Annotated in this window: 19 protein-coding genes; 8 read left to right on the top strand and 11 right to left on the bottom strand. The window is 71.1% G+C overall.

The window, feature by feature from the left end; translation table 11 throughout:
- Positions 1-38: 38 nt before the first annotated feature.
- Genes A5704_RS22150 through A5704_RS22140 form a run of 3 tightly spaced genes read right to left on the bottom strand, consistent with a single transcriptional unit; the run spans position 39 to position 2,306 of the window.
- Positions 39-500: a PH domain-containing protein gene (locus A5704_RS22150; protein WP_067891077.1), complete on the bottom strand. Its 462-nt coding sequence runs from the start codon at positions 498-500 to the stop codon at positions 39-41.
- Positions 497-976 (bottom strand): 6,7-dimethyl-8-ribityllumazine synthase, encoded by a 480-nt coding sequence (gene ribH / locus A5704_RS22145; RefSeq protein WP_067275845.1) that lies wholly within the window; start codon positions 974-976, stop codon positions 497-499. The genes A5704_RS22150 and ribH overlap by 4 nt, the downstream gene beginning before the upstream one ends.
- A 52-nt stretch (positions 977-1,028) precedes the next feature.
- Positions 1,029-2,306 carry a bifunctional 3,4-dihydroxy-2-butanone-4-phosphate synthase/GTP cyclohydrolase II gene (locus A5704_RS22140; RefSeq protein ID WP_067752970.1) on the bottom strand — a complete coding sequence of 426 codons (1,278 nt, stop codon included), beginning with the start codon at positions 2,304-2,306 and terminating at the stop codon, positions 1,029-1,031.
- Between the two features lie 291 nt (positions 2,307-2,597).
- Between A5704_RS22140 and A5704_RS22135 the strand changes: the two genes are divergently transcribed.
- Positions 2,598-2,873, top strand: coding sequence for a hypothetical protein (locus A5704_RS22135; protein ID WP_067891074.1), 276 nt, complete (start codon positions 2,598-2,600; stop codon positions 2,871-2,873).
- Between the two features lie 15 nt (positions 2,874-2,888).
- On the opposite strand, the gene A5704_RS22130 is transcribed toward A5704_RS22135, so the two are convergent.
- Entirely contained in the window at positions 2,889-3,482 is a 594-nt protein-coding gene (locus tag A5704_RS22130; protein ID WP_067891072.1) for a riboflavin synthase, read from the bottom strand.
- A gap of 130 nt (positions 3,483-3,612) precedes the next feature.
- Between A5704_RS22130 and A5704_RS22125 the strand changes: the two genes are divergently transcribed.
- The 3 genes from A5704_RS22125 to A5704_RS22115 all read left to right on the top strand — a co-directional run bounded on the left by A5704_RS22125 (position 3,613) and on the right by A5704_RS22115 (position 6,969).
- Positions 3,613-4,320 (top strand): LppX_LprAFG lipoprotein, encoded by a 708-nt coding sequence (locus tag A5704_RS22125; protein WP_067891069.1) that lies wholly within the window; start codon positions 3,613-3,615, stop codon positions 4,318-4,320.
- Positions 4,317-5,873 carry an MFS transporter gene (locus A5704_RS22120; protein WP_067891066.1) on the top strand — a complete coding sequence of 519 codons (1,557 nt, stop codon included), beginning with the start codon at positions 4,317-4,319 and terminating at the stop codon, positions 5,871-5,873. Before A5704_RS22125 ends, A5704_RS22120 begins: the two co-directional genes overlap by 4 nt.
- A gap of 268 nt (positions 5,874-6,141) precedes the next feature.
- Positions 6,142-6,969: a GGDEF domain-containing protein gene (locus tag A5704_RS22115; RefSeq protein WP_231969201.1), complete on the top strand. Its 828-nt coding sequence runs from the start codon at positions 6,142-6,144 to the stop codon at positions 6,967-6,969.
- Here A5704_RS22115 and ribD read toward each other — a convergent pair.
- From ribD to fmt, 4 genes are all read right to left on the bottom strand, one after another.
- Positions 6,966-7,988: a bifunctional diaminohydroxyphosphoribosylaminopyrimidine deaminase/5-amino-6-(5-phosphoribosylamino)uracil reductase RibD gene (ribD, locus tag A5704_RS22110; RefSeq protein ID WP_067891063.1), complete on the bottom strand. Its 1,023-nt coding sequence runs from the start codon at positions 7,986-7,988 to the stop codon at positions 6,966-6,968. The genes A5704_RS22115 and ribD overlap by 4 nt on opposite strands.
- The gene (gene rpe / locus A5704_RS22105) at positions 7,985-8,674 is read right to left on the bottom strand and encodes a ribulose-phosphate 3-epimerase (RefSeq protein WP_067753097.1); all 690 of its coding nucleotides are present in this window, start codon (positions 8,672-8,674) and stop codon (positions 7,985-7,987) included. The genes ribD and rpe overlap by 4 nt, the downstream gene beginning before the upstream one ends.
- Positions 8,675-8,768: 94 nt before the next feature.
- On the bottom strand, positions 8,769-10,157 hold the full coding sequence (locus A5704_RS22100; RefSeq protein ID WP_067891060.1) for an RsmB/NOP family class I SAM-dependent RNA methyltransferase: 1,389 nt from the start codon (positions 10,155-10,157) through the stop codon (positions 8,769-8,771).
- On the bottom strand, positions 10,154-11,086 hold the full coding sequence (gene fmt, locus A5704_RS22095; protein WP_067783058.1) for a methionyl-tRNA formyltransferase: 933 nt from the start codon (positions 11,084-11,086) through the stop codon (positions 10,154-10,156). Before fmt ends, A5704_RS22100 begins: the two co-directional genes overlap by 4 nt.
- Positions 11,087-11,256: 170 nt before the next feature.
- On the opposite strand from fmt, the gene A5704_RS22090 reads away from it, so the two are divergent.
- Positions 11,257-12,069 (top strand): class I SAM-dependent methyltransferase, encoded by an 813-nt coding sequence (locus tag A5704_RS22090; protein WP_067783044.1) that lies wholly within the window; start codon positions 11,257-11,259, stop codon positions 12,067-12,069.
- Between the two features lie 3 nt (positions 12,070-12,072).
- Here the strand turns inward: A5704_RS22090 and A5704_RS22085 are convergent, their stop codons facing one another.
- The 3 genes from A5704_RS22085 to A5704_RS22075 all read right to left on the bottom strand — a co-directional run bounded on the left by A5704_RS22085 (position 12,073) and on the right by A5704_RS22075 (position 15,483).
- Positions 12,073-12,561, bottom strand: a complete 489-nt coding sequence (locus tag A5704_RS22085) for a MarR family winged helix-turn-helix transcriptional regulator (RefSeq protein WP_067783046.1) — start codon at positions 12,559-12,561, stop codon at positions 12,073-12,075.
- A 129-nt stretch (positions 12,562-12,690) separates the two neighbouring features.
- Positions 12,691-14,703, bottom strand: coding sequence for a primosomal protein N' (locus tag A5704_RS22080; protein ID WP_231969200.1), 2,013 nt, complete (start codon positions 14,701-14,703; stop codon positions 12,691-12,693).
- A 45-nt stretch (positions 14,704-14,748) separates the two neighbouring features.
- The gene (locus tag A5704_RS22075; protein WP_067891082.1) at positions 14,749-15,483 is read right to left on the bottom strand and encodes a lysoplasmalogenase; all 735 of its coding nucleotides are present in this window, start codon (positions 15,481-15,483) and stop codon (positions 14,749-14,751) included.
- Between A5704_RS22075 and A5704_RS22070 the strand changes: the two genes are divergently transcribed.
- The 3 genes from A5704_RS22070 to A5704_RS22060 are packed head-to-tail and all read left to right on the top strand — an operon-like array spanning position 15,482 to position 18,935.
- Positions 15,482-16,444 (top strand): alpha/beta hydrolase, encoded by a 963-nt coding sequence (locus A5704_RS22070; RefSeq protein ID WP_067752930.1) that lies wholly within the window; start codon positions 15,482-15,484, stop codon positions 16,442-16,444. The genes A5704_RS22075 and A5704_RS22070 overlap by 2 nt on opposite strands.
- Before the next feature lie 22 nt (positions 16,445-16,466).
- On the top strand, positions 16,467-17,432 hold the full coding sequence (locus A5704_RS22065) for an alpha/beta hydrolase (protein WP_067752927.1): 966 nt from the start codon (positions 16,467-16,469) through the stop codon (positions 17,430-17,432).
- Positions 17,433-17,441: 9 nt separating this feature from the next.
- Positions 17,442-18,935 (top strand): NAD(P)/FAD-dependent oxidoreductase, encoded by a 1,494-nt coding sequence (locus A5704_RS22060; protein WP_067783411.1) that lies wholly within the window; start codon positions 17,442-17,444, stop codon positions 18,933-18,935.
- Positions 18,936-18,971 lie beyond the last annotated feature (36 nt).

The raw sequence follows: 18,971 nt of genomic DNA, 5'->3' as shown, positions 1-18,971 counted from the left end.
CTGAAGGGAGCTATCCGTGCCGGCACGGATAGCTCCCTTCAGTGCGTAGGAAGGTCGGGCCGGTACTGCGCCAGCAGCGACCGCACGGTGTCCATGGCGTTGACCGCGCGTTCCTTGTCGACGGCCTGGATGGCCATCACGGGAATGTATTCGTCGTCGGGTAGATCGACGCGCGCCCACCGGTTGCCCACCGGGAACGAGACGCCGGCGACGTCCGGCCACTCGATGAGCTTGTCGCCCAACAGGTTACGCACGGAGATTCCCGCCGCCCCGATCCGCAGCCGCGGCCGGGCGAACAGCAGCACCAGCCCGGCGAGCACCAGGCCGAGCAGGGCCATCGCCACCTGGTCGGTGGTCTGGAACACCACCCCGGTGGATCCGACCTTGAGCAGGAAGCCGATCGCGATGTGCACCGCGGCGATGGTGAACGCCGCGACGTAGACGAATATCGGTGTGCGGTGGGGACGCAACTCGACGTCCCAGCCCTCGCTCGTGGTCACGACCGAGCGCGCAACTCACGCAGCGTCAGCGCCGCGGTCAATGCCGCCCCGGCCGCCTGGGCGCCCTTGTCTTCGACCGATTCCGGAAGCCCGGCGCGATCAAGCGCCTGCTGCTCGGTGTTGGTCGTCAGCACCCCGTTGGCGACCGGCGTCGAGGCGTCCAGCGCTACCCGGGTCAAGCCCTGGGTCACGGCGTCGCAGACGTACTCGAAGTGCGGTGTTCCCCCGCGGATCACGACGCCGAGGGCGATGACCGCGTCGTGGTTGCGAGCGAGCTCCTGTGCCACCACCGGGAGCTCGATGGCGCCCAGCACGCGGACCACCGTCGGGTTGTCGATGCCCGACTCGGCGGCAACCCGGCGGGCGCCGTCCAGCAGCGCTTCGCAGATCTTGCTGTGCCAGGTGCTGGCCACGATGCCGACGCGCAGGCCGGACGCGTCGAGCGCCGGGATGTCCGGCTCCCCGCTACCGCTCACCTGCGCCGTCCCCCACCAGCGGGAGGCGCCCCCGCTGCGTCGTCGCCGGCGGTCACAGGGCGCCGCCGAATTCGCCCGGCAGGTGAACCGATTCGTGGAAGTCGTCGAGACCGGCCAGGTCGTGGCCCATCTTGTCGCGCTTGGTCATCAGGTAGCGGATGTTCTCGGCGTTGGCGCGGACGGGCAGCGGCACCCGCTCGATGATGTGCAGGCCGTAGCCGTCCAGCCCGACGCGCTTGGCCGGATTGTTGGTCAGCAGCCGCATCGAGCGCACCCCGAGGTCGACCAGGATCTGCGCCCCGATTCCGTAATCCCTTGCGTCAGCGGGCAATCCGAGTTTGAGATTGGCGTCGACGGTGTCCTCGCCGGCGTCCTGCAGCTGGTAGGCCTGCAGCTTGTGCATCAGGCCGATGCCGCGGCCCTCGTGGCCGCGCATGTACAGCACGATGCCTCGCCCCTCCCGCGCGACCATCGCCATCGCGGCGTCCAGTTGGGGCCCACAATCGCAGCGCCGGGAGCCGAACACGTCACCGGTCAGGCACTCGGAGTGCACGCGCACCAAGACGTCGTCGCCGTCGGCGTTCGGCCCGGCGATCTCGCCGCGCACCAGCGCGACGTGTTCGACGTCCTCGTAGATGCTGGCGTAGCCGATGGCACGAAACTCGCCGTGCCGGGTCGGTATGCGGGCCTCGGCGATCCGCTCGATGTGCTTCTCGTGCTTGCGTCGCCACTCGATGAGGTCGGCGATGGTGATCAGTGCGAGGTCGTGCTCGTCGGCGAAGACCCGGAGCTCATCGGTCTGCGCCATCGAGCCTTCGTCCTTTTGGCTGACGATCTCGCAGATCGCGCCGGCCGGCTGCAACCCGGCCATCCGGGCCAGGTCGACGGCGGCCTCGGTGTGCCCGGGCCGGCGCAGCACGCCGCCGTCCTTGGCGCGCAACGGAACCACGTGCCCCGGGCGGGTGAAATCGTTGGCGATGCTGGCGGGGTCGGCCAGCAGCCGCATGGTGGTGGCCCGATCGGAGGCCGAGATTCCGGTGCCCACACCGTTTTTCGCGTCGACGGTGACGGTGTAGGCGGTCCCGTGCTTGTCCTGGTTCACCGCGTACATGGGCAGCAGACCCAGCCGGTCGCAGATCGCGCCGTCCAGCGGCACGCAGAGGTAGCCCGAGGTGTAGCGGACCATGAACGCCACCATCTCCGGCGTCGCCTTCTCGGCGGCGAAGATCAGATCGCCTTCGTTCTCACGATCCTCGTCATCGATGACGACCACGGCCTTACCGGCCGCAATGTCGGCAACCGCCCTCTCGACGGAGTCCAACCTCGTCATCGTCGCTACCTTGCTGTCTCAGGGGTCCGCAGGAAGAGCCCAAGTCTTGCATTCAGTATGAACCACCGGGCGAGGCCGGTTATTGCGATGCTGTTCACAGGGACGCGCGGGCGCGGGCGACCCCGGGAGGTTGTGGCCCTATACATTCGTCGCGGCTCGCACTGCATCATCGGCCTGAACCGCGGGCAAAAGCGCCCCGCTCGCGGTCGCCGGCCGCGGGTGGGCTCCAGCAATAGGCCGACTGCGGCGAAACGGCTCCCTATTCGCGGCCAGCAATCTACTCTGACCGGCATGAGCATCACAGTGAGACTGGCGGTACCGGTCGTGACCTCGATATTCGCGGCCGGACTTGGAGCGGGCATCGCCTGCCCGCAACGGGCCACGGCCGACGCGTGCGCCGACGTCGGCGGTCGGCACGTGAGCGTCGGTGGCTGCACCGACCCGGGGCGCTGGGGTAACTGGGTGCTGCCCGCCGGTGCGATGACGGTCCCGCCGCCCGACGCACCACCGCCGTGCTACACCCCGTCCGGCGAGCCGTACTGGACGCCGCCGGGCGAGCCCTGCTGACCCGAGGCGGCAGGCTTATCGCGCGGTGAGCAACCGCTCTACGTACTTCGCGATCACGTCGACTTCCAGGTTCACCTGCGTCCCGACCGGGGCGCGACCCAACGTGGTCAGCTCCCGGGTGGTGGGGATCAGCGAAACCTCGAACCAGTCGGGGCCGAGCCCGGAGACCGTCAGGGAGATGCCGTCGACGGTGATCGATCCCTTCTCGACGACGTAGCGCGCCACCGCCGCGGGGATCTCGATCCGCACCACTTCCCAGTGCTCGGAGGGCGACCGGCTGACCACCTGACCCGTCCCGTCCACGTGCCCCTGCACGATGTGCCCACCGAGCCGGCTGTTCACCGCCGCGGCGCGCTCCAGGTTGACCGGGCTGCCGACCTCCAGGGCGCCCAGGTTCGACCGGGTGAGGGTTTCGGCCATCACGTCGGCGGTGAACTGGCCGTCGGGCAGCAGCTCCGCGACGGTCAGGCAGACGCCGTTGACGGCGATCGAGTCGCCGTGCCCGGCGTCCGAGGTGACGACGGGTCCGCGGATGGTGAGCCGCGCGGCGTCGGCCAGCACGTCGCGGCCCGTCACCTCTCCGAGTTCCTCGACAATTCCGGTGAACATGCCATCAGGTTAATCGGACGCCCAAACGCGGCGGTCGCGCTGGTGAGCAGCCCCAAACCGGCGTCGCCGGGCGGGCGCCGGGCCCCCGCGTCTCCAAAGCCGGCCGGCGGCACCCTCTACGATGCAAGGTATGCAGACCCGCCGCCGTCTATCGGCCGTCATCGCATCCCTGACCCTCGCCACCGCCTTGATCGCCGGCTGTTCATCGGGTTCAAAGCAGAGCGGCGCCCCGCTGCCCGACGCCACGACCCTGGTCAAGCAGTCGGCCGACGCCACCAAGGCCGTCAAGAGCGTGCACCTGGTCCTGTCGATCCAAGGCAAGATCCAGGGGCTGCCCATCAAGACGCTCACCGGTGACCTCACCACGGCGCCGGCCACCGCCGCCAAGGGCAACGCCACCATCACCCTGGGTGGATCCGACATCGACGCCAACTTCGTGGTCATCGACGGCACCCTGTACGCCACCCTGACGCCGAACAAGTGGAGCGACTTCGGCAAGGCTTCCGACATCTACGACGTGTCGGTGCTGCTGAACCCGGACACCGGGCTGGGCAACGCGCTGGCCAACTTCAGCAACGCCAAGGCCGAGGGCCGCGAGACCATCAACGGGCAGAGCACCATTCGGGTCAGCGGCAACGTGTCGGCGGACGCGGTGAACAAGATCATGCCGCAGTTCAACGCGACGCAGCCGGTGCCCAGCACGGTGTGGATCCAGGAGAGCGGCGACCACCAGCTGGTGCAGGCGAACATGCAGAAGAGTTCGGGCAATTCCGTTCAGGTCACCCTGTCGAACTGGGGTGAGCAGGTCCAGGTCACCAAGCCCCCGGTGAGTTCATGAGTTCGCAGACCGGACGCCGCGTCGCGATCAGCGCCGGCAGTCTGGCGGTGCTGCTGGGCGCGCTGGACGCCTATGTCGTCGTGACGATCATGCGCGACATCATGAGCGACGTTCACATCCCCATCAACCAGCTGCAGCGCATCACGTGGATCATCACGATGTACCTGCTGGGCTACATCGCCGCCATGCCGCTGCTGGGCCGGGCCTCGGACCGGTTCGGCCGCAAGCTGGTGCTGCAGGTCAGCCTGGCCCTGTTCATGGTGGGCTCGGTGGTGACCGCCCTCGCCGGGCACTGGGGCGATTTCCACCTGCTGATCGCCGGCCGCACCATCCAGGGTGTGGCCAGCGGCGCGCTGCTTCCGGTCACCCTCGCCCTGGGCGCCGACCTGTGGGCGCAGCGCAACCGCGCCGGCGTGCTGGGCGGCATCGGCGCCGCGCAGGAGCTCGGCAGCGTGCTGGGCCCGCTGTACGGGATCTTCATCGTGTACCTGTTCCACGACTGGCGCTACGTGTTCTGGATCAACGTGCCGCTCACCCTGATCGCGATGGCGATGATCCAATTCAGCCTCCCGTCGCACGAGAAGGTCGAGAACCCCGAGCGGGTCGACCTGGTCGGCGGAGTGCTGCTCGCGGTCGCCCTGGGCCTGGCCGTCATCGGCCTGTACAACCCGCAACCCGACGGCAAGCAGATCCTGCCGAGCTACGGGCTCCCGCTGGTCATCGGGGCGGTCGTCGTCGCGGTGCTGTTTTTGCTCTGGGAACGGTTCTCGCGCACCCGGCTGATCGAGCCGGCGGGGGTGCACTTCCGCCCCTTCCTGGCCGCGCTGGGCGCATCGTTGGCCGCAGGTGCGGCGCTGATGGTGACGCTGGTCGACGTGGAGCTGTTCGGCCAGGGCGTGCTGCAGATGGACCAGACGCAGGCCGCCGGCTTGTTGTTGTGGTTCTTGATCGCGCTGCCGATCGGGGCCGTGCTGGGCGGCTGGATCGCCACCCGCGCGGGCGACCGGGTGATGACGTTCATCGGGCTGCTGATCGCGGCCTACGGTTACTGGCTGATCCACTACTGGCGCCAGGACGTATTGAGCCAGAAGCACGACATCTTCGGGGTGTTCAGCGTTCCCGTGTTGCACGCCGACCTTCTGGTCGCCGGCATCGGCCTGGGCCTGGTGATCGGGCCCCTGACGTCCGCGGCGCTGCGGGTCGTGCCGTCGGCACAGCACGGCATCGCCTCGGCGGCCGTGGTGGTGGCCCGGATGACCGGCATGCTGATCGGGGTCGCGGCGCTCAGCGCGTGGGGCCTCTACCGGTTCAACCAGATCGTCGCGGGGCTGACCGCTGCGATACCGCCCAACGCCTCCCTGCTGGAGCGGATCGCCGCGCAGGGGACGATGTACCTCAAGGCGTTCGCGATGATGTACGGCGACATCTTCAGCGCCACCGTGGTCATCTGCATCGTGGGAGCGCTGCTCGGCCTGTTGATCGGCGGTCGCAAAGAACACGCCGAGGAGCCGGAAGCCGTTGAGCCGCAAGCGGTTTCGTTGGGCGAGCGCTAGCGCTACGCGCTTCCGATCGTCACCGGCGGACCGGTAGCACACCCGACAGGGTGGCCGGCACCGGCGCTTGGGTCCCGCACGGTGGCCCCGGGTCTCCTATTCTGGCTGCGTGCCGTGGCGCATTGATCCTCAACCGTCAGCCGAACGGTTGCACGCGATCGGCTGCACGGCGTTCCTTGCGATGCTCGGCTTATACGCCGCGGCCGGAGCGCACGCCGGAACCACCGGCCGCGACACCACCCTGAATTGGGCGCTCGGCGCGGCCGCGTTGCTGGCGGCGTTCGTCGCGCTGACGGGCCGGCTCCGCGGTTGGCAAGGCCGGCGCGGATTGCTGGTGGGATGGCCGGTGGCGTCGCTTGTCGTCACCCTCCTCGCCGGAGCCATCGAACCGGCCGCCACGCGCGACTTCCCCGGCACGATCACGATCACCTTCGCCTACCTCGGCCTCACCGGTCGGCGGTGGCGCTCACTGGCCCTGCTCCCGCTCGGCGCCGCGGCGTTCGTGGTGGCCTGCGTGAAACCGCTTCCCGCCTCGACGCTGACCGTGGTGCTGGCCGCGACCATGTGGGTCCTCGTCGCGGAGGTGCCGGCCTGGCTCATCGACCGGCTCGTGCAGCAGAGCCTGTTACTGCGCGACATCGCGCAGACCGACGCGTTGACCCGATTGCTGAACCGGACCACCCTGGCACACCGGCTGTCGCAACACGCCGGCCGGTGCGCCGTGGTGCTCGCCGATCTCGACAACTTCAAGCGCTACAACGACCGTCACGGCCACGAGGCCGGCGATGAAGTTCTGGTCGCCTTCGCCGACGCGCTGCGCCGGTCGGCCCGCAAGAATGACGTCGCCTTCCGCATCGGCGGCGACGAATTCCTCCTCCTGCTGATCGATGCCGATACTCCAGAGGCCGGGCGGATCCTCGATCGGCTCCGCCGCCGGTGGGCCGAGGTCGGCGCGCCGGTCGACTTCAGCGCAGGCATTGCCGCCGGCGAGCGCGACGTCATGCGTCTTGCCGACGCAGACATGTATGCCGACAAGCGTGCGCGCGGCCTAACCGGCAAGGACCCGATGCAAGGCGATTCGGCCGGTCACCGCTAATCGACGCGTGGAACCAGGCTGAGCACGAGATCCGGCCCGAGCCGGTCCACTCCGTCGAAATGCCAGCGCAACGCCCGCGCGATGGTGGGCACCCCGACGTCGTCGACGACGGAGATCGGGCCGCCCAGCAGCGTCGGCGCGACGTACGCCAGGATGCGGTTGACCGCCCCCGCCCGCAGGAACGCGCCCGCGAGGGTGGGACCGCCCTCCAGCAGGACGTCGGTGCGGTCCGACAACGCCTTGATCACCTCCATGGGGTCGTGCGTGCGAATCACCATGGTCCGCGAGTCGTCGTTGAGAACCTTTGCCTCCGAAGGTATTTCGCGCATTCCCACCACCACGCGCAGCGGTTGCCGGTCGGCCAGCGAGCCGTCGGGCAACCGGGCGGTCAGCGCCGGATCGTCGGCAAGCACGGTGCCCGTGCCGACCACGATCGCGTCGGCCGCCGCGCGGCGGCGATGCAGGTCCAGCCGCGAGGCCTCGCTGGAAATCCATTGGCTGGTGCCATCGGCGGCCGCGCTGCGGCCGTCGACGCTGCCGGCGTACTTCCAGGTGACGTGCGGCAGCCCGGTCCGCTGCTTGTGCAGCCACTCCCGCAAGGGCCCGCCGGCCACCTCGTCGCCCAGCACCCCGGCCGTCACCCGCACGCCGGCCTCGGTCAGCCGGGCCGCGCCACCGGCGGCGTCCGGGTTCGGGTCGGCGACGGCGTAAACCACCGCCGCGAGCTCGGCGGCCAGGAGGGCGTTCACGCACGGCGGGGTCTTGCCGTAGTGGTTGCAAGGCTCGAGGGTGACCACCGCGGTTCCACCGGCCGCCAGGTCGCCGGCCCGCCGCAACGCCAACACCTCGGCGTGGTCGCCGCCGGCGGGTTCGGTACCACCGACGCCGACGACCACGCCCGCGGAGTCCAGGATGACCGCACCCACGGGCGGGTTCGGATAGGTGGTGCCCTTGACGTGGTTGGACTGCTCGATCGCCAGGCGCATGGCCGCGTCGAGGCCGCCCGCGGGCTGGTTCATCGGCGCAGGTGCGGTGAGGCGGCGGCGGCCTGCCTCCGCAGCGCCTCGATGGCGGCCTCCGGGTCCTCCGCGCCGTAAACGGCCGACCCGGCGACGAAGCAGTCGACGCCGGCCTCGGCGGCCTGCTCGATGGTGTCGTCGTTGATGCCGCCGTCGATCTCGACCAGGATCGTCAGCTCCCCGGCGTCGATCAGCTTGCGCGCGGTGCGCACCTTGCTCAGCACGTCGGGGATGAAGCTTTGGCCGCCGAAGCCGGGTTCGACCGACATGATCAGCAGCGTGTCGAACTGCGGCAGGATCTCCAGGTACGGCTCGAGCGGGGTGCCCGGCTTGACGCTGATGCCGGCCTTGGCGCCCGCGGCGCGGATATCGCGCGCCACGCCGACCGGGTTGTCGGTGGCCTCGGCGTGGAACGTCACGTTGTAGGCGCCGGCCTCGGCGTAGCCGGGCGCCCACCGGTCGGGGTCCTCGATCATCAGATGGCAGTCCATCGGGATGTTCGTGGTGGCCAGCAGGCTTTCGACCACCGGCAGGCCGATGGTCAGGTTCGGCACGAAGTGGTTGTCCATCACGTCGACGTGCAGCCAGTCGGCGCCCACGACGGCGGCGGCCTCGTCGGCTAGCCGCGCGAAATCGGCGGACAGGATGGACGGCGCGATCAGCGGCCTACCGGTGTTGCCAGACATGTGCGCCAGACTACTGAGCGCCGCCGGCGGCTTCACGCCGGCAAGCCGCGCCGTTCCCCGCCCGCGCCCGATTGCCCGGGCGCTCGCCGCGGCCCTACCCCGCTTCTCGGCGCACCGCGGCCGCGAACATCGCATCGGTGCCGTGTCGATGCGGCCAGAGCTGGACGTGCGGCCCATCCCCCAGCCCGGTGACCGGCTCGAAGAGCGGCCGAGTGTCCAACGCGGACACCGGATGCCGGCGCAGCGCGTCGGCCACCACGCCGACGGTCTCGGCGAGATGCGGCGAGCAGGTCGCGTAGAGCACCACACCGCCCGGCCGGGTCAGCTCGATCGCGGCGCCCAGCAGCTCGCGCTGCAATTTGGTGAGCGCGGGCACGTCGCCCGGCTGGCGTCGCCACCGGGCCTCGGGCCGGCGCCGCAGCGCGCCCAGCCCGGTGCACGGCGCGTCGACGAGAACCCGGTCGAACGTCGGCTCGAGTCCGCTTTGCCGCCCGTCCACCCGCAGCACGTCGACCGGGAGGCCGCGGGTGTTCTGCACAACCAGGTCGGCGCGGCGGGGCGCGGGCTCCACGGCCGTGACGCGGGCCCCGGACTCCGAGCCCAGCGCGGCCAGCAGCGCGGTCTTGCCGCCCGGTCCGGCACACAGGTCCAGCCACCGCCCCGCATCGCCCTCGACCGGCGCCAAGGTCAGCGCCCGCGCGACCAGCTGGCTGCCCTCGTCCTGGACCAGCGCGGCGCCATCGCGTACCTGGGCCAGCCGACCCGGGTCGCCGCCCGGCAGGTACACCGCGTAGGGCGAATACCGGCCGACCGTGCCGCCGACGGCGTCGGCCAGCTCGGCGGCGCTCAGCACACCGGGGCGGGCCGCCAGGTGCACCTGCGGGCGGTCGTCGTCGCTGGCCAGCACCGCGTCGAGCTCGGCCGCGGCCGGCCCCAGCGCATCGGCGAAGGCCTGCGCGATCCAGCGCGGGTGCGCGTGCACGAAGGCGGCATGACCGACCGGATCGCGCGCCGAATCGGGCGCCAGCTCCTCGACCCAGGACTTCTCGTCCCGGGCGGCGACGGCGCGCAGTACGCCGTTGACGAAACCCGCTCGCGCCGAATCGAATTCGATCCCCGCCTGTTCCACCGTCGTCGAGACCGCGGCGTAGGTGTCGACCCTGGTGCGCAGCAACTGGTAGGTGCCCAACCGGAGCAGATCGAGCAGCACCGGGTCGATGGTGTCCGGCGACCGGTTGGCGGCGGCCCCGATGACCGCGTCGAGCAGGCCCCGGGTGCGGCAGGTGCCGTAGGTCAGTTCGGTGGCGAACGCGGCGTCGCGGCCGCCGATTCCGCGTTCGCGCAGCAGGGCGGGCAGGGCCAGGTTCGCGTAGGCGTCGCGCTCGCTGACCGCCCGCAGCACGTCGAACGCGGCGGCGCGTGCCGGGTCGAACGGCCGCCGCCGCCTGCCGCGCCCGCGGTCGGTGGGCCGCGGCGGGCTCATGTCGCCCGCGCCGCGGAGTCGAGACGCGCTCCCCGGGCCCAGTCGACCGCGCTCATGAGCTTCTTGCCGGGTGGTTGAATTTGGCCCAGCCGCACCGCCTGCGAGCCGGTGCCGATCCACACGTTCTTGCGGTCAACGTGAATAGCGCCGGGCGCCAACGGTTCTGGGGCATCGGCGTCGATACTCACCGGGCCGAGCTTGATGCGCAGGTCGCCGATCAGCGTCCAGGCGCCCGGATTGGGTGTGACCGAGCGGATCCGGCGCTCCACGACCGGCGCCGGCAGGTCCCAGCGCACGCGGGCCTGCTCGACGGTGATCTTCGGCGCGATGCTGACCCCGTCGGCGGGTTGCGGTCGCGGCGTCAACGTCCGGTCTTCGATGCCGTCCATGGTGGTCGACAGCAGCGCCGCGCCCGAAACGGCCAGTCGCCCAAGCAGTTCCCCGGCGGTGTCGGTCGGCCGGATCGTCTCGGTGACGACGCCGTAGACGGGCCCGGAGTCCAGGCTGGGCTCGATCTGAAAGGTCGTCGCGCCGGTGACGGTGTCCCCGGCCGCGATCGCCGCCTGCACCGGCGCCGCCCCGCGCCAGGCTGGTAGCAGCGAGAAGTGCAGGTTGATCCATCCGTGCGGGGGCACGCCGAGCAGGCCGTCGCGCAGCAAGGCGCCGTAGGCCACGACGGCGCAGCAGTCGGGCGCCAGCTCTCGCAGTTCGGCGACGAATTCGTCCGAGTTCGGCCGCGCCGGCCGCAGCAACGGGATGCCCCGGTCGAGCGCTTCGCGGGCCACCGGCGACGGCTGCGGCCGACCGTGTCGGCCGACGGCCGCGTCGGGCCGGGTCAGCACGGCGATCACCTCGTGACGGGGCGAGTCGATGAGGCGGCGCAGCGCGGGCAGCGCGGGTTCGGGGGTGCCGGCGAAGACGAGACGCACCGGCACAGTCTAGAAAGCGGCGCCCGCCACCCACCAAAAACTTGCGCGGGTCGATTATTTCTCATGCATACTGTTTCTAGCGGTTACCATCTGCCGATGTGACCGCACTGCCGTGCTGGTGACAACGGGGTCGAGTGGGCAGCCCTTTTCCTTACCACGAAGGAGGTCTGATGACCCTCGACACGACGATCAGCGACAGCGCCGTGCATCGCACCGTATGGGCGCTGGGAGACTACGCCCTGATGGCCGAGGAAGTGATGGCGCCGTTGGGCCCGGTCCTGGTCAGGGCCACCGGCATCGGCCCCGGCGTCCGCGTGCTCGACGTCGCCGCCGGCTCCGGAAACATCTCGCTGCCCGCGGCCGCCACGGGTGCCACGGTGGTGTCCAGCGACCTCACCCCCGAGCTGCTGCAGCGGTCGCGGGCCCGCGCCGCGGCGCAGGGCCTGACGCTCGACTACCGGGAAGCCAACGCGCACGCGCTGCCCTTCGGCGACGGCGAGTTCGACGTCGTGATGTCCGCGATCGGCATCCAGTTCGCCCCCGATCAGCAGCGGGCCGCCGACGAGCTGGTCCGGGTCTGCCGGCCGGGCGGGACGATCGGCGTGATCAGTTGGACGCCGGAGGGATTCTTCGGCCGGATGCTCGCCACCATCCGGCCGTACCGCCCCAGCCTGTCGCAGGCCGTGCCGCCCGCCGCGCTGTGGGGGCGCGAGGGCTACGTCACCGGACTGCTGGGCCGCCGCGTCGGGCGGGTGACCGCGGTGCGCGGACTGCTCAAAGTGAACCGGTTCGACAGCGCCGAGGCGGTGCACGCCTACTTCAAGAACCACTACGGCCCGACGATCGAGGCCTACACGAACATCGGCCACAACCGCGTGCTGGCCGCCGAGCTGGACGCGCAACTCGTCGAGCTCGCGGAGCAATATCTCGCCTACGGCAGCATGGACTGGGAGTACCTGCTGGTCACCGCCGAGAAGCGGTGACGGCTAAAGGTCGATCTCGGCGTCGAGGTGAACGTCCGGCTCGCCGCCGGCGGCGGTGAAGGCGGTCAGGGCCCGCACCAGCCCGTGGCGCTCCGCCGGCGGCATCTTTTCCACGATGGCCGCGATCTCGGCGCGCCGGTAGGAGGTGACCTGGCGAACGACCTCGCGCCCGCGCTTCGTCAGCGCGGCCAGCAGCTCGCGCCGGGAGGTCGGGTGCGGGAGGCGGTCGATCAGCCCGGCCGCGACCAGCCGGTCGACCATCCGCCCGGTGGCCGACGGCTGCACCCCGAGCAGGCCGGCCAGCGTGGCGAGGTTCACCGAGCCCCGATTGGACAGGATCACCAGCGTCCGGAACTGCGGAATCGTGATGGTCTCGTCCACCTGCCCGATGGACCGCGCCGAAATGGCGACCAGCAAGCGGGAAGCCGTCAGCAAAGCGTCGGTGATTACGTCCAGCGAATCGTCCGCCGTGGTCACGTTCTCCGCTGCCATCTCGCCCCTTCTTCGGGATCGTCTCCGGCCTATCGGCGGCAGAAGACCAGGAAGTGTAACAACCTTCCAATGTCGTAGTCAGGCATTATTTCCGACGCATACTATCGCCTCGGGCAGGATTTGGCGAGGTCATCCGATGTGCAGCGGATCGATCTGCACCCGGACCGGCTCGTGGGTCTGGCGCGCGGACAACACGCTCACGCCGCGGCGCAGCGCCGCGGCCAGCGCCAGCCCCTGCTCCCGGCGGGCGCGCACCAGCATCCTGGTCACCGGCACGCCGGCCGGGGTCCCCGCCGGCCGGCGGATACCCGCCGGCAAATCCACCGGCCCCAACACGTCGGCGCCCTCCGGTAACCCGGCCTCCTCGAGCAGCGCCGCCACCGCGTCGGCGGCGCCGTCCAGGGCCGCCATGTGCACGCTCGGCGGCAGGCCCACCTCTGTCCGGGCCGCCAGGTCGGCCTCGGCATGACCCACCGGATCCCAGCGGATCAGCGATTGCACCGTGGGAATCGACGATTCGGCCACCGCCAGCACCACCCCGCCGTCGCCGCGGGCACGCACCAGCGCCGCGGCGGACATCCAGCGCCACAGCGCGTCCTCCGCGGCGCGCAGGTCCTGGCGGCCCAGCAGCGCCCAGGTGTCCAGCAGCAGCGCCGCCCCGTAACCGCCCGCCGCGGCGGGCTCCGCCCCCGGCGTGGCCACCACCAGCGCCGGGCCCGCGGCCACCTGCGGAACGACGCCCTCGCCCGACGAGGTGACCACCGCGGTGCCGGGAAACGCGCGCCCGAGTTCCTCGGCGGTGCGGCGCGCCCCGACGACCACGGCGCGCACCGCGTCCGACCCGCAGCGCGCGCAGCGCCGCGTCGGCTCAGTCCGCCCGCACCAACGGCAGACCAGCGCCGGGCCGCCCTCCCGCAACGACTCGGCCAGGGAGAGCGGACCCGTGCAGTGCCGGCACCGGGCGATGGTGCGGCAGCGCGCGCAGGCCAGCGACGGGACGTATCCGCGCCGCGGCACCTGCACCAGCACCGGCGCCCCGGCCTCCAGCGACGAGCGGGCGGCGCGCAGCGCGATCGACGGGATGCGCGCGGTCCGCGCGGCCGGGTCGCGTTCGTCGGCGTAACCGGTGTCGTCGAGGGCGACCACCCGCGGCGTGCGGGCGCGCACCACCGCCCGGGCCGCGACGATGTCGTGCGCCCACCCGCTGCGCACCAACGCCTGCGCCTCGGCGGTGCGCGCGTAGCCCCCGATCAGCGCCGCGCACCGCGCCTGGTGGGCGCGCAGCATCGCCACCTCGCGGGCGTGCGGGTACGGCGCCCGGGGCTCGGCCAGGCTGTCGTCGGCGTCCGCCCACACCATCACCAGACCCAGATCGCTCAGCGGCGCGAAAGCCGCGCTGCGGGTGCCGATCACCAGCCTGGCCTGACCGCGCAACGCTGCCAGCCATCGCCGGTAGCGGGCCGCCGGCCCCAGCCCGGCCGACAGCGCCACCACGCCGCTCTCGTCGATCCGCGCGGCCGCGGCCCGCACCAGCGAGTCCAGGTCGCGCTGGTCGGGCACGATCGCCAGCACCGCCCGACCTGCGCGGATCGTCTGCACGGCGGCCTCGGCGAACCGGTCCGCCCACGACTCCCCCGGCAGGGCCTGCCAGACGGCCCGCGCGGCGCGGGACTCGGCCAGGGCGTCCAGGAACTGGGCGCCCCGCCCGTAGACCGCCCACGCCGACGGGTCGACCGGCGCGGGTGGCGGCGGCCGCACCGCCGCCGTCGGTTCGCGCTCCACCCGCGCGTGCCGGGGCGGCACCGCCAGGCGCAGGACGTCCGGCCGGGTGCCGGCGTAGCGCGCCGCCACCGCGTCGACCAGCCGGCGGATCTCGGCTGTCAGCACCGGTTCGGCCGAGACGACGCGGTCCAGGTAACCGAGCTTGCCCTGATGGTCGGTGTCGTTGCGGCGCTCCAGCACGAACGCGTCGACCAGCCGGCCGTGAAACCGCACCCGCACCCGCACCCCCGGCTGGGCGTCGTCGGACTGCTCGGCCGACACCAGGTAATCGAACTCGCGGTCCAGGTGCGGCACCGAGAGCATCGGCAGCACCCGGGCAATGGGCTCGACCTGAACGGGTGTGCGCGCGCTGCCGCTCAAGGCGCTCTCATGGCCCGGCTGGTGCTCAACCCCGTACCGTCCGGGTCAGCTTTCGGCCGGTTCCGGGGTGCCGGCGTCGGCCGGCACCTCACGACCGAAGAAGAACCCCGCGGTCATCAGGATCAGCGCCGCGGCGTACGACCACCAGATCGGCACTGCCAGCGCCTCGTTGCCCAGGATGAAGCGGCCGATGGCGATCAGCGAATCCGACGCCGCGAAACACACCGCCCCCACCGCCGTCCAGATCGTCGGCAGCTTCGCCACCAGAGCGGCGCACACCATCGCGGTCAGCACCAGAATGTAGGCCGCCACCGGGAGCGTCAGCTTGCCCAGGTGCGGCCAGAACCAGGCCAGCAGCGCGACGGTGGCCACACACATCGCGACCACGGCGGCGATGCGCAACCGCGACGGGCGCCTGGCGGCCAGGGGCAGCAGCGCGCCCAGGAAACACAAGTGCGCCAACAGGAATGCGCCAAGGCCCACGACGAACGACTGGGCCCACCACGGGATCGCCAGCGACCAGTCACCGACGGCCGACAGCAGCAGCGCCGGCATCAGCCAACGCCGCTCACGCACGACGGCGTGGCCCGCCGCGGCGGCGGTCAGCAACAGCGCCATCGAGGCCTTGAACAGCGGCTGCGCCACCCAGTGCCCGGTCAGCTCGGCCCCCGGCTCCGAACCCAGCGCCAACACCGTCAGGTACACGCCGTAACCGAGGGCCGCCCAGCCTGCCAGCACCCAGCCGCCGAACACCAGCCGAGGTGCGTACGGTACGTCCATGCCCAGCTTGGACAACACAGCCGACGAAAAGCCCGCTATCGACCCCATCCTGCAGAAGGTACTGGATGCGGTTCCGTTCCGGCTATCCACCGAGGACGGCGTCGACGCGGCGCGGCAACGGTTCCGCGACCTGCCCCGCCGGCCGCTGCACCCCGAGCTGCGCGTCGAGGACCGCGCCATCCCCGGTCCAGGAGGGTCGGTCGGCGTCCGGATCTATTGGCCGCCAATCGAATCCGAGAGCGCCACCCCGCCCGTCGTGCTGTATTTCCACGGCGGCGGATTCGTGGTGGGCGACCTCGACAGCTACGACGGCACGGCCCGCCAGCACGCGGTCGGCGCCGACGCCATCGTGGTCTCCGTCGACTACCGGCTGGCGCCGGAGCACCCCTACCCCGCCGCGATCGAAGACGCCTGGGCCGCAACGCTTTGGGTCGCCGAGAACGCCGCCGGGCTGGGCGGTGACCCGAACCGGATGGGCGTGGCCGGGGATTCGGCCGGTGGCACGATCAGCGCGGTGATGGCCCATCGGGCGCGGGACCACGGCGCACCGGCCATCGCGTTTCAGCTGCTGTGGTACCCGTCGACGATGTGGGACGCGTCGCTGCCGTCCTTCACCGAAAACGCCGGCGCGCCGATCCTCGACGTCAAGGCCGTCGCCGAGTTCTCGCGTTGGTACGCGGGCGAAGTCGACCTGTCCGCCCCGCCGCCGGGCATGGCGCCCGGGCGGGCCGGCGACGTGTCCAACCTGCCGCCCGCCTACATCGCCGTCGCGGGTCACGACCCGCTGCGCGACGACGGCATCCGGTACGGCGAACGCCTTGCCGCCGCCGGCGTGACCGTCGAGGTGCACAACGCAGAGACGCTGGTGCACGGTTACCTCGGCTACGGCGGCGTGGTGCCCGCGGCCACCGCCGCGATGGAACGCGGGCTGACGGCCCTGCGAACGGGGCTACGCCGCTGAAGCCGGAGCGTACGGTGAATCCATGACGGAGCCCACCTTCGCCCGACCGGGGATCGACCCGACGTTCAAGGCGTTGCTCGACGCCTTCCCGATGACCTTCACCGCAGCCGACGGCGTGGAGACCGCGCGCTCGCGGCTGCGAATGCTCAAGGTGCCACCCGAGATGCTGCCCGACCTGCGCGTCGAGGAGCGCACGATCGGACATGGCGACGTCAGCGACGTCGGAGTGCGGATCTACTGGCCGCCCCTGGAACCCGAAGAGCCGCTGCCCGTCGTCGTCTTCTATCACGGCGGCGGCTTCTGCCTCGGTGACCTCGACACCCACGACCCCCTGGCCCGCGCGCACGCCGTCGGCGCCGAGGCCATCGTGGTGTCCGTGGACTACCGGCTCGCCCCCGAGCACCCGTTCCCGGCCGGCGTGCACGACTCCTGGGCGGCGCTGCAGTGGGTCGCCGAGAACGCCGCGGAGCTGGGCGGTGACCCCGGCCGGATCGCCGTCGCCGGCGACTCGGCCGGCGGCAACCTGGCCGCCGTGATGGCGCACCTGGCCACCGCGAACGCCGGGCCGGAGCTGAGCTTCCAGCTGCTCTGGTACCCGGTCGTCACCGCCGACCTGTCGCTGCCGTCCTACACCGACAACGCCAACGCGCCCATCCTGGACCGCGACGTGATCGACGCCTTCCTGGCGTGGTATCTGCCCGACATCGACATCAGCGACCCGACGGTGCTGCCCACCACCCTGGCCCCGGCGAACGCGACGGACCTGTCCGGGTTGCCGCCCGCCTACATCGCGACCGCCGAACACGATCCGCTGCGCGACGACGGGGCCCGCTACGCCGAGCTGCTCGACGCCGCCGGCGTGCCCGCGGAATTGAGCAACGAGCCCAACCTGGTGCACGGCTACGCGAGCTTCGCCCTGGTGATCCCCGCGGCCTCCGCTGCCACCGACCGCGGGCTGGCCGCGCTGAAGAAGGCGCTACACCCCTAGGCGGTCACGATGAGCAGCACTCCCGACTACCACACGCTGATCGTCGGCGCCGGCTTCTCCGGGATCGGCGCCGCCATCAAGCTCGACAACGCCGGGCTGTCCGACTATCTCGTCGTCGAGGCGGGCGACGGGGTCGGCGGGACGTGGCACTGGAACACGTATCCCGGTATCGCCGTGGACATCCCGTCGTTCTCCTACCAGTTCTCCTTCGAGCAGAGCCCGGACTGGTCGCGGACCTACGCGCGGGGCCGCGAACTCAAGGCCTACGCCGAACACTGCGTCGACAAGTACGGCATCCGATCGCGAATCCGGTTGAACACCAAGGTGCAATCCGCCGAGTTCGACGACGAGCGGTCCCTGTGGCGGGTGCAGACCGACCCCGGCGGAACCGTCACCGCCCGCTTCCTGATCAGCGCGTGCGGCGTGCTCACCGTGCCCAACCTGCCCGACATCGACGGCGTGGACAGCTTCGGCGGCGTCACGATGCACACCGCGCGCTGGGATCACGACCAGGATCTGAGCGGCAAGCGCGTCGCGATCATCGGCACCGGCGCCTCGGCCGTCCAGGTGATTCCCGAAATCGCGCCGATTGTCAAGCAGCTCACCGTTTTCCAGCGCACCCCGATCTGGTGCTTCCCCAAGCTGGACGTCGCGCTGCCGGCCCCGGCCCGCTGGGCGATGCGGATCCCGGGCGGCAAGATCGTGCAGCGGCTGCTCAGCCAGGCCTTCGTCGAAGTCACCTTCCCGATCTCCGCGCACTACTTCACGGTGGTGCCGCTGGCCAAGAGGATGGAGTCGGCGGGGCTGGCCTACCTACGCAAACAGGTGGACGACCCCACGGTGCGCGACCAACTCACCCCGCGCTACGCGGTCGGCTGCAAGCGCCCCGGCTTCCACAACGAGTACCTGGCCACGTTCAACCGCGACAACGTGCGACTGGTCACCGAGCCGATCGACAAGATCACGCCCACGGCGGTGGCCACCACCGACGGCGAAGCCCATGAGATAGACGTGCTGATCCTGGCCACCGGTTTCAAGGTGATGGATCCCGACGACGTCCCGACGTTCGCGGTGACGGGCAGCGGCGGCAAGTCGTTGAGCCGGTTTTGGGACGAGCACCGGCTGCAGGCCTACGAGGGCGTGAGCGTGCCCGATTTCCCCAACCTGTTCACGGTTTTCGGCCCGTACGGCTACGTGGGCTCGTCGTATTTCGCGCTGATCGAGACGCAGACCCACCACATCGTGCGGTGCCTGAAACGGGCGCAGCGCGACGGCGCGACGCGCGTGGAGGTGACCGACGAGGCCAACGACCGGTACTTCGCCGAGATGCTGCGCCGACGGCACCGGCAGATCTTCTGGCAGGACAGCTGCCGACTGGCGAACAGCTACTACTTCGACAAGAACGGCGACGTCCCGCTGCGGCCCACCACCACCGTCGAGGCCTATTGGCGCAGCCGGCGCTTCGACCTCGACGACTACCGATTCACCGGCAGTTCCGCCTAGCGAACGCACCGAAAACAGGGTGATGGCTGTCACCAC

The organism is Mycobacterium sp. E735 (assembly GCF_001666955.1).
GTDB lineage: Bacteria > Actinomycetota > Actinomycetes > Mycobacteriales > Mycobacteriaceae > Mycobacterium.
Note: the sequence above shows the minus strand (reverse complement) of the source record. Positions and strands in the feature narration are given on the sequence as shown.

What these genes read in the sequence shown, in the direction of transcription:
- A5704_RS22120 (WP_067891066.1), top strand. Translation starts at nt 4,317, where the DNA reads ATGAGTTCGCAGACCGGACGCCGCGTCGCGATCAGCGCCGGCAGTCTG.
- A5704_RS22135 (WP_067891074.1), top strand. Translation starts at nt 2,598, where the DNA reads ATGAGCATCACAGTGAGACTGGCGGTACCGGTCGTGACCTCGATATTC.
- A5704_RS22100 (WP_067891060.1), bottom strand. Translation starts at nt 10,157, where the DNA reads ATGAGCCCGCCGCGGCCCACCGACCGCGGGCGCGGCAGGCGGCGGCGG.
- A5704_RS22070 (WP_067752930.1), top strand. Translation starts at nt 15,482, where the DNA reads ATGCCCAGCTTGGACAACACAGCCGACGAAAAGCCCGCTATCGACCCC.
- ribD (WP_067891063.1), bottom strand. Translation starts at nt 7,988, where the DNA reads ATGAACCAGCCCGCGGGCGGCCTCGACGCGGCCATGCGCCTGGCGATC.
- A5704_RS22140 (WP_067752970.1), bottom strand. Translation starts at nt 2,306, where the DNA reads ATGACGAGGTTGGACTCCGTCGAGAGGGCGGTTGCCGACATTGCGGCC.
- A5704_RS22130 (WP_067891072.1), bottom strand. Translation starts at nt 3,482, where the DNA reads ATGTTCACCGGAATTGTCGAGGAACTCGGAGAGGTGACGGGCCGCGAC.
- A5704_RS22075 (WP_067891082.1), bottom strand. Translation starts at nt 15,483, where the DNA reads ATGGACGTACCGTACGCACCTCGGCTGGTGTTCGGCGGCTGGGTGCTG.
- A5704_RS22090 (WP_067783044.1), top strand. Translation starts at nt 11,257, where the DNA reads ATGACCCTCGACACGACGATCAGCGACAGCGCCGTGCATCGCACCGTA.
- A5704_RS22125 (WP_067891069.1), top strand. Translation starts at nt 3,613, where the DNA reads ATGCAGACCCGCCGCCGTCTATCGGCCGTCATCGCATCCCTGACCCTC.
- rpe (WP_067753097.1), bottom strand. Translation starts at nt 8,674, where the DNA reads ATGTCTGGCAACACCGGTAGGCCGCTGATCGCGCCGTCCATCCTGTCC.
- A5704_RS22085 (WP_067783046.1), bottom strand. Translation starts at nt 12,561, where the DNA reads ATGGCAGCGGAGAACGTGACCACGGCGGACGATTCGCTGGACGTAATC.
- A5704_RS22060 (WP_067783411.1), top strand. Translation starts at nt 17,442, where the DNA reads ATGAGCAGCACTCCCGACTACCACACGCTGATCGTCGGCGCCGGCTTC.
- A5704_RS22065 (WP_067752927.1), top strand. Translation starts at nt 16,467, where the DNA reads ATGACGGAGCCCACCTTCGCCCGACCGGGGATCGACCCGACGTTCAAG.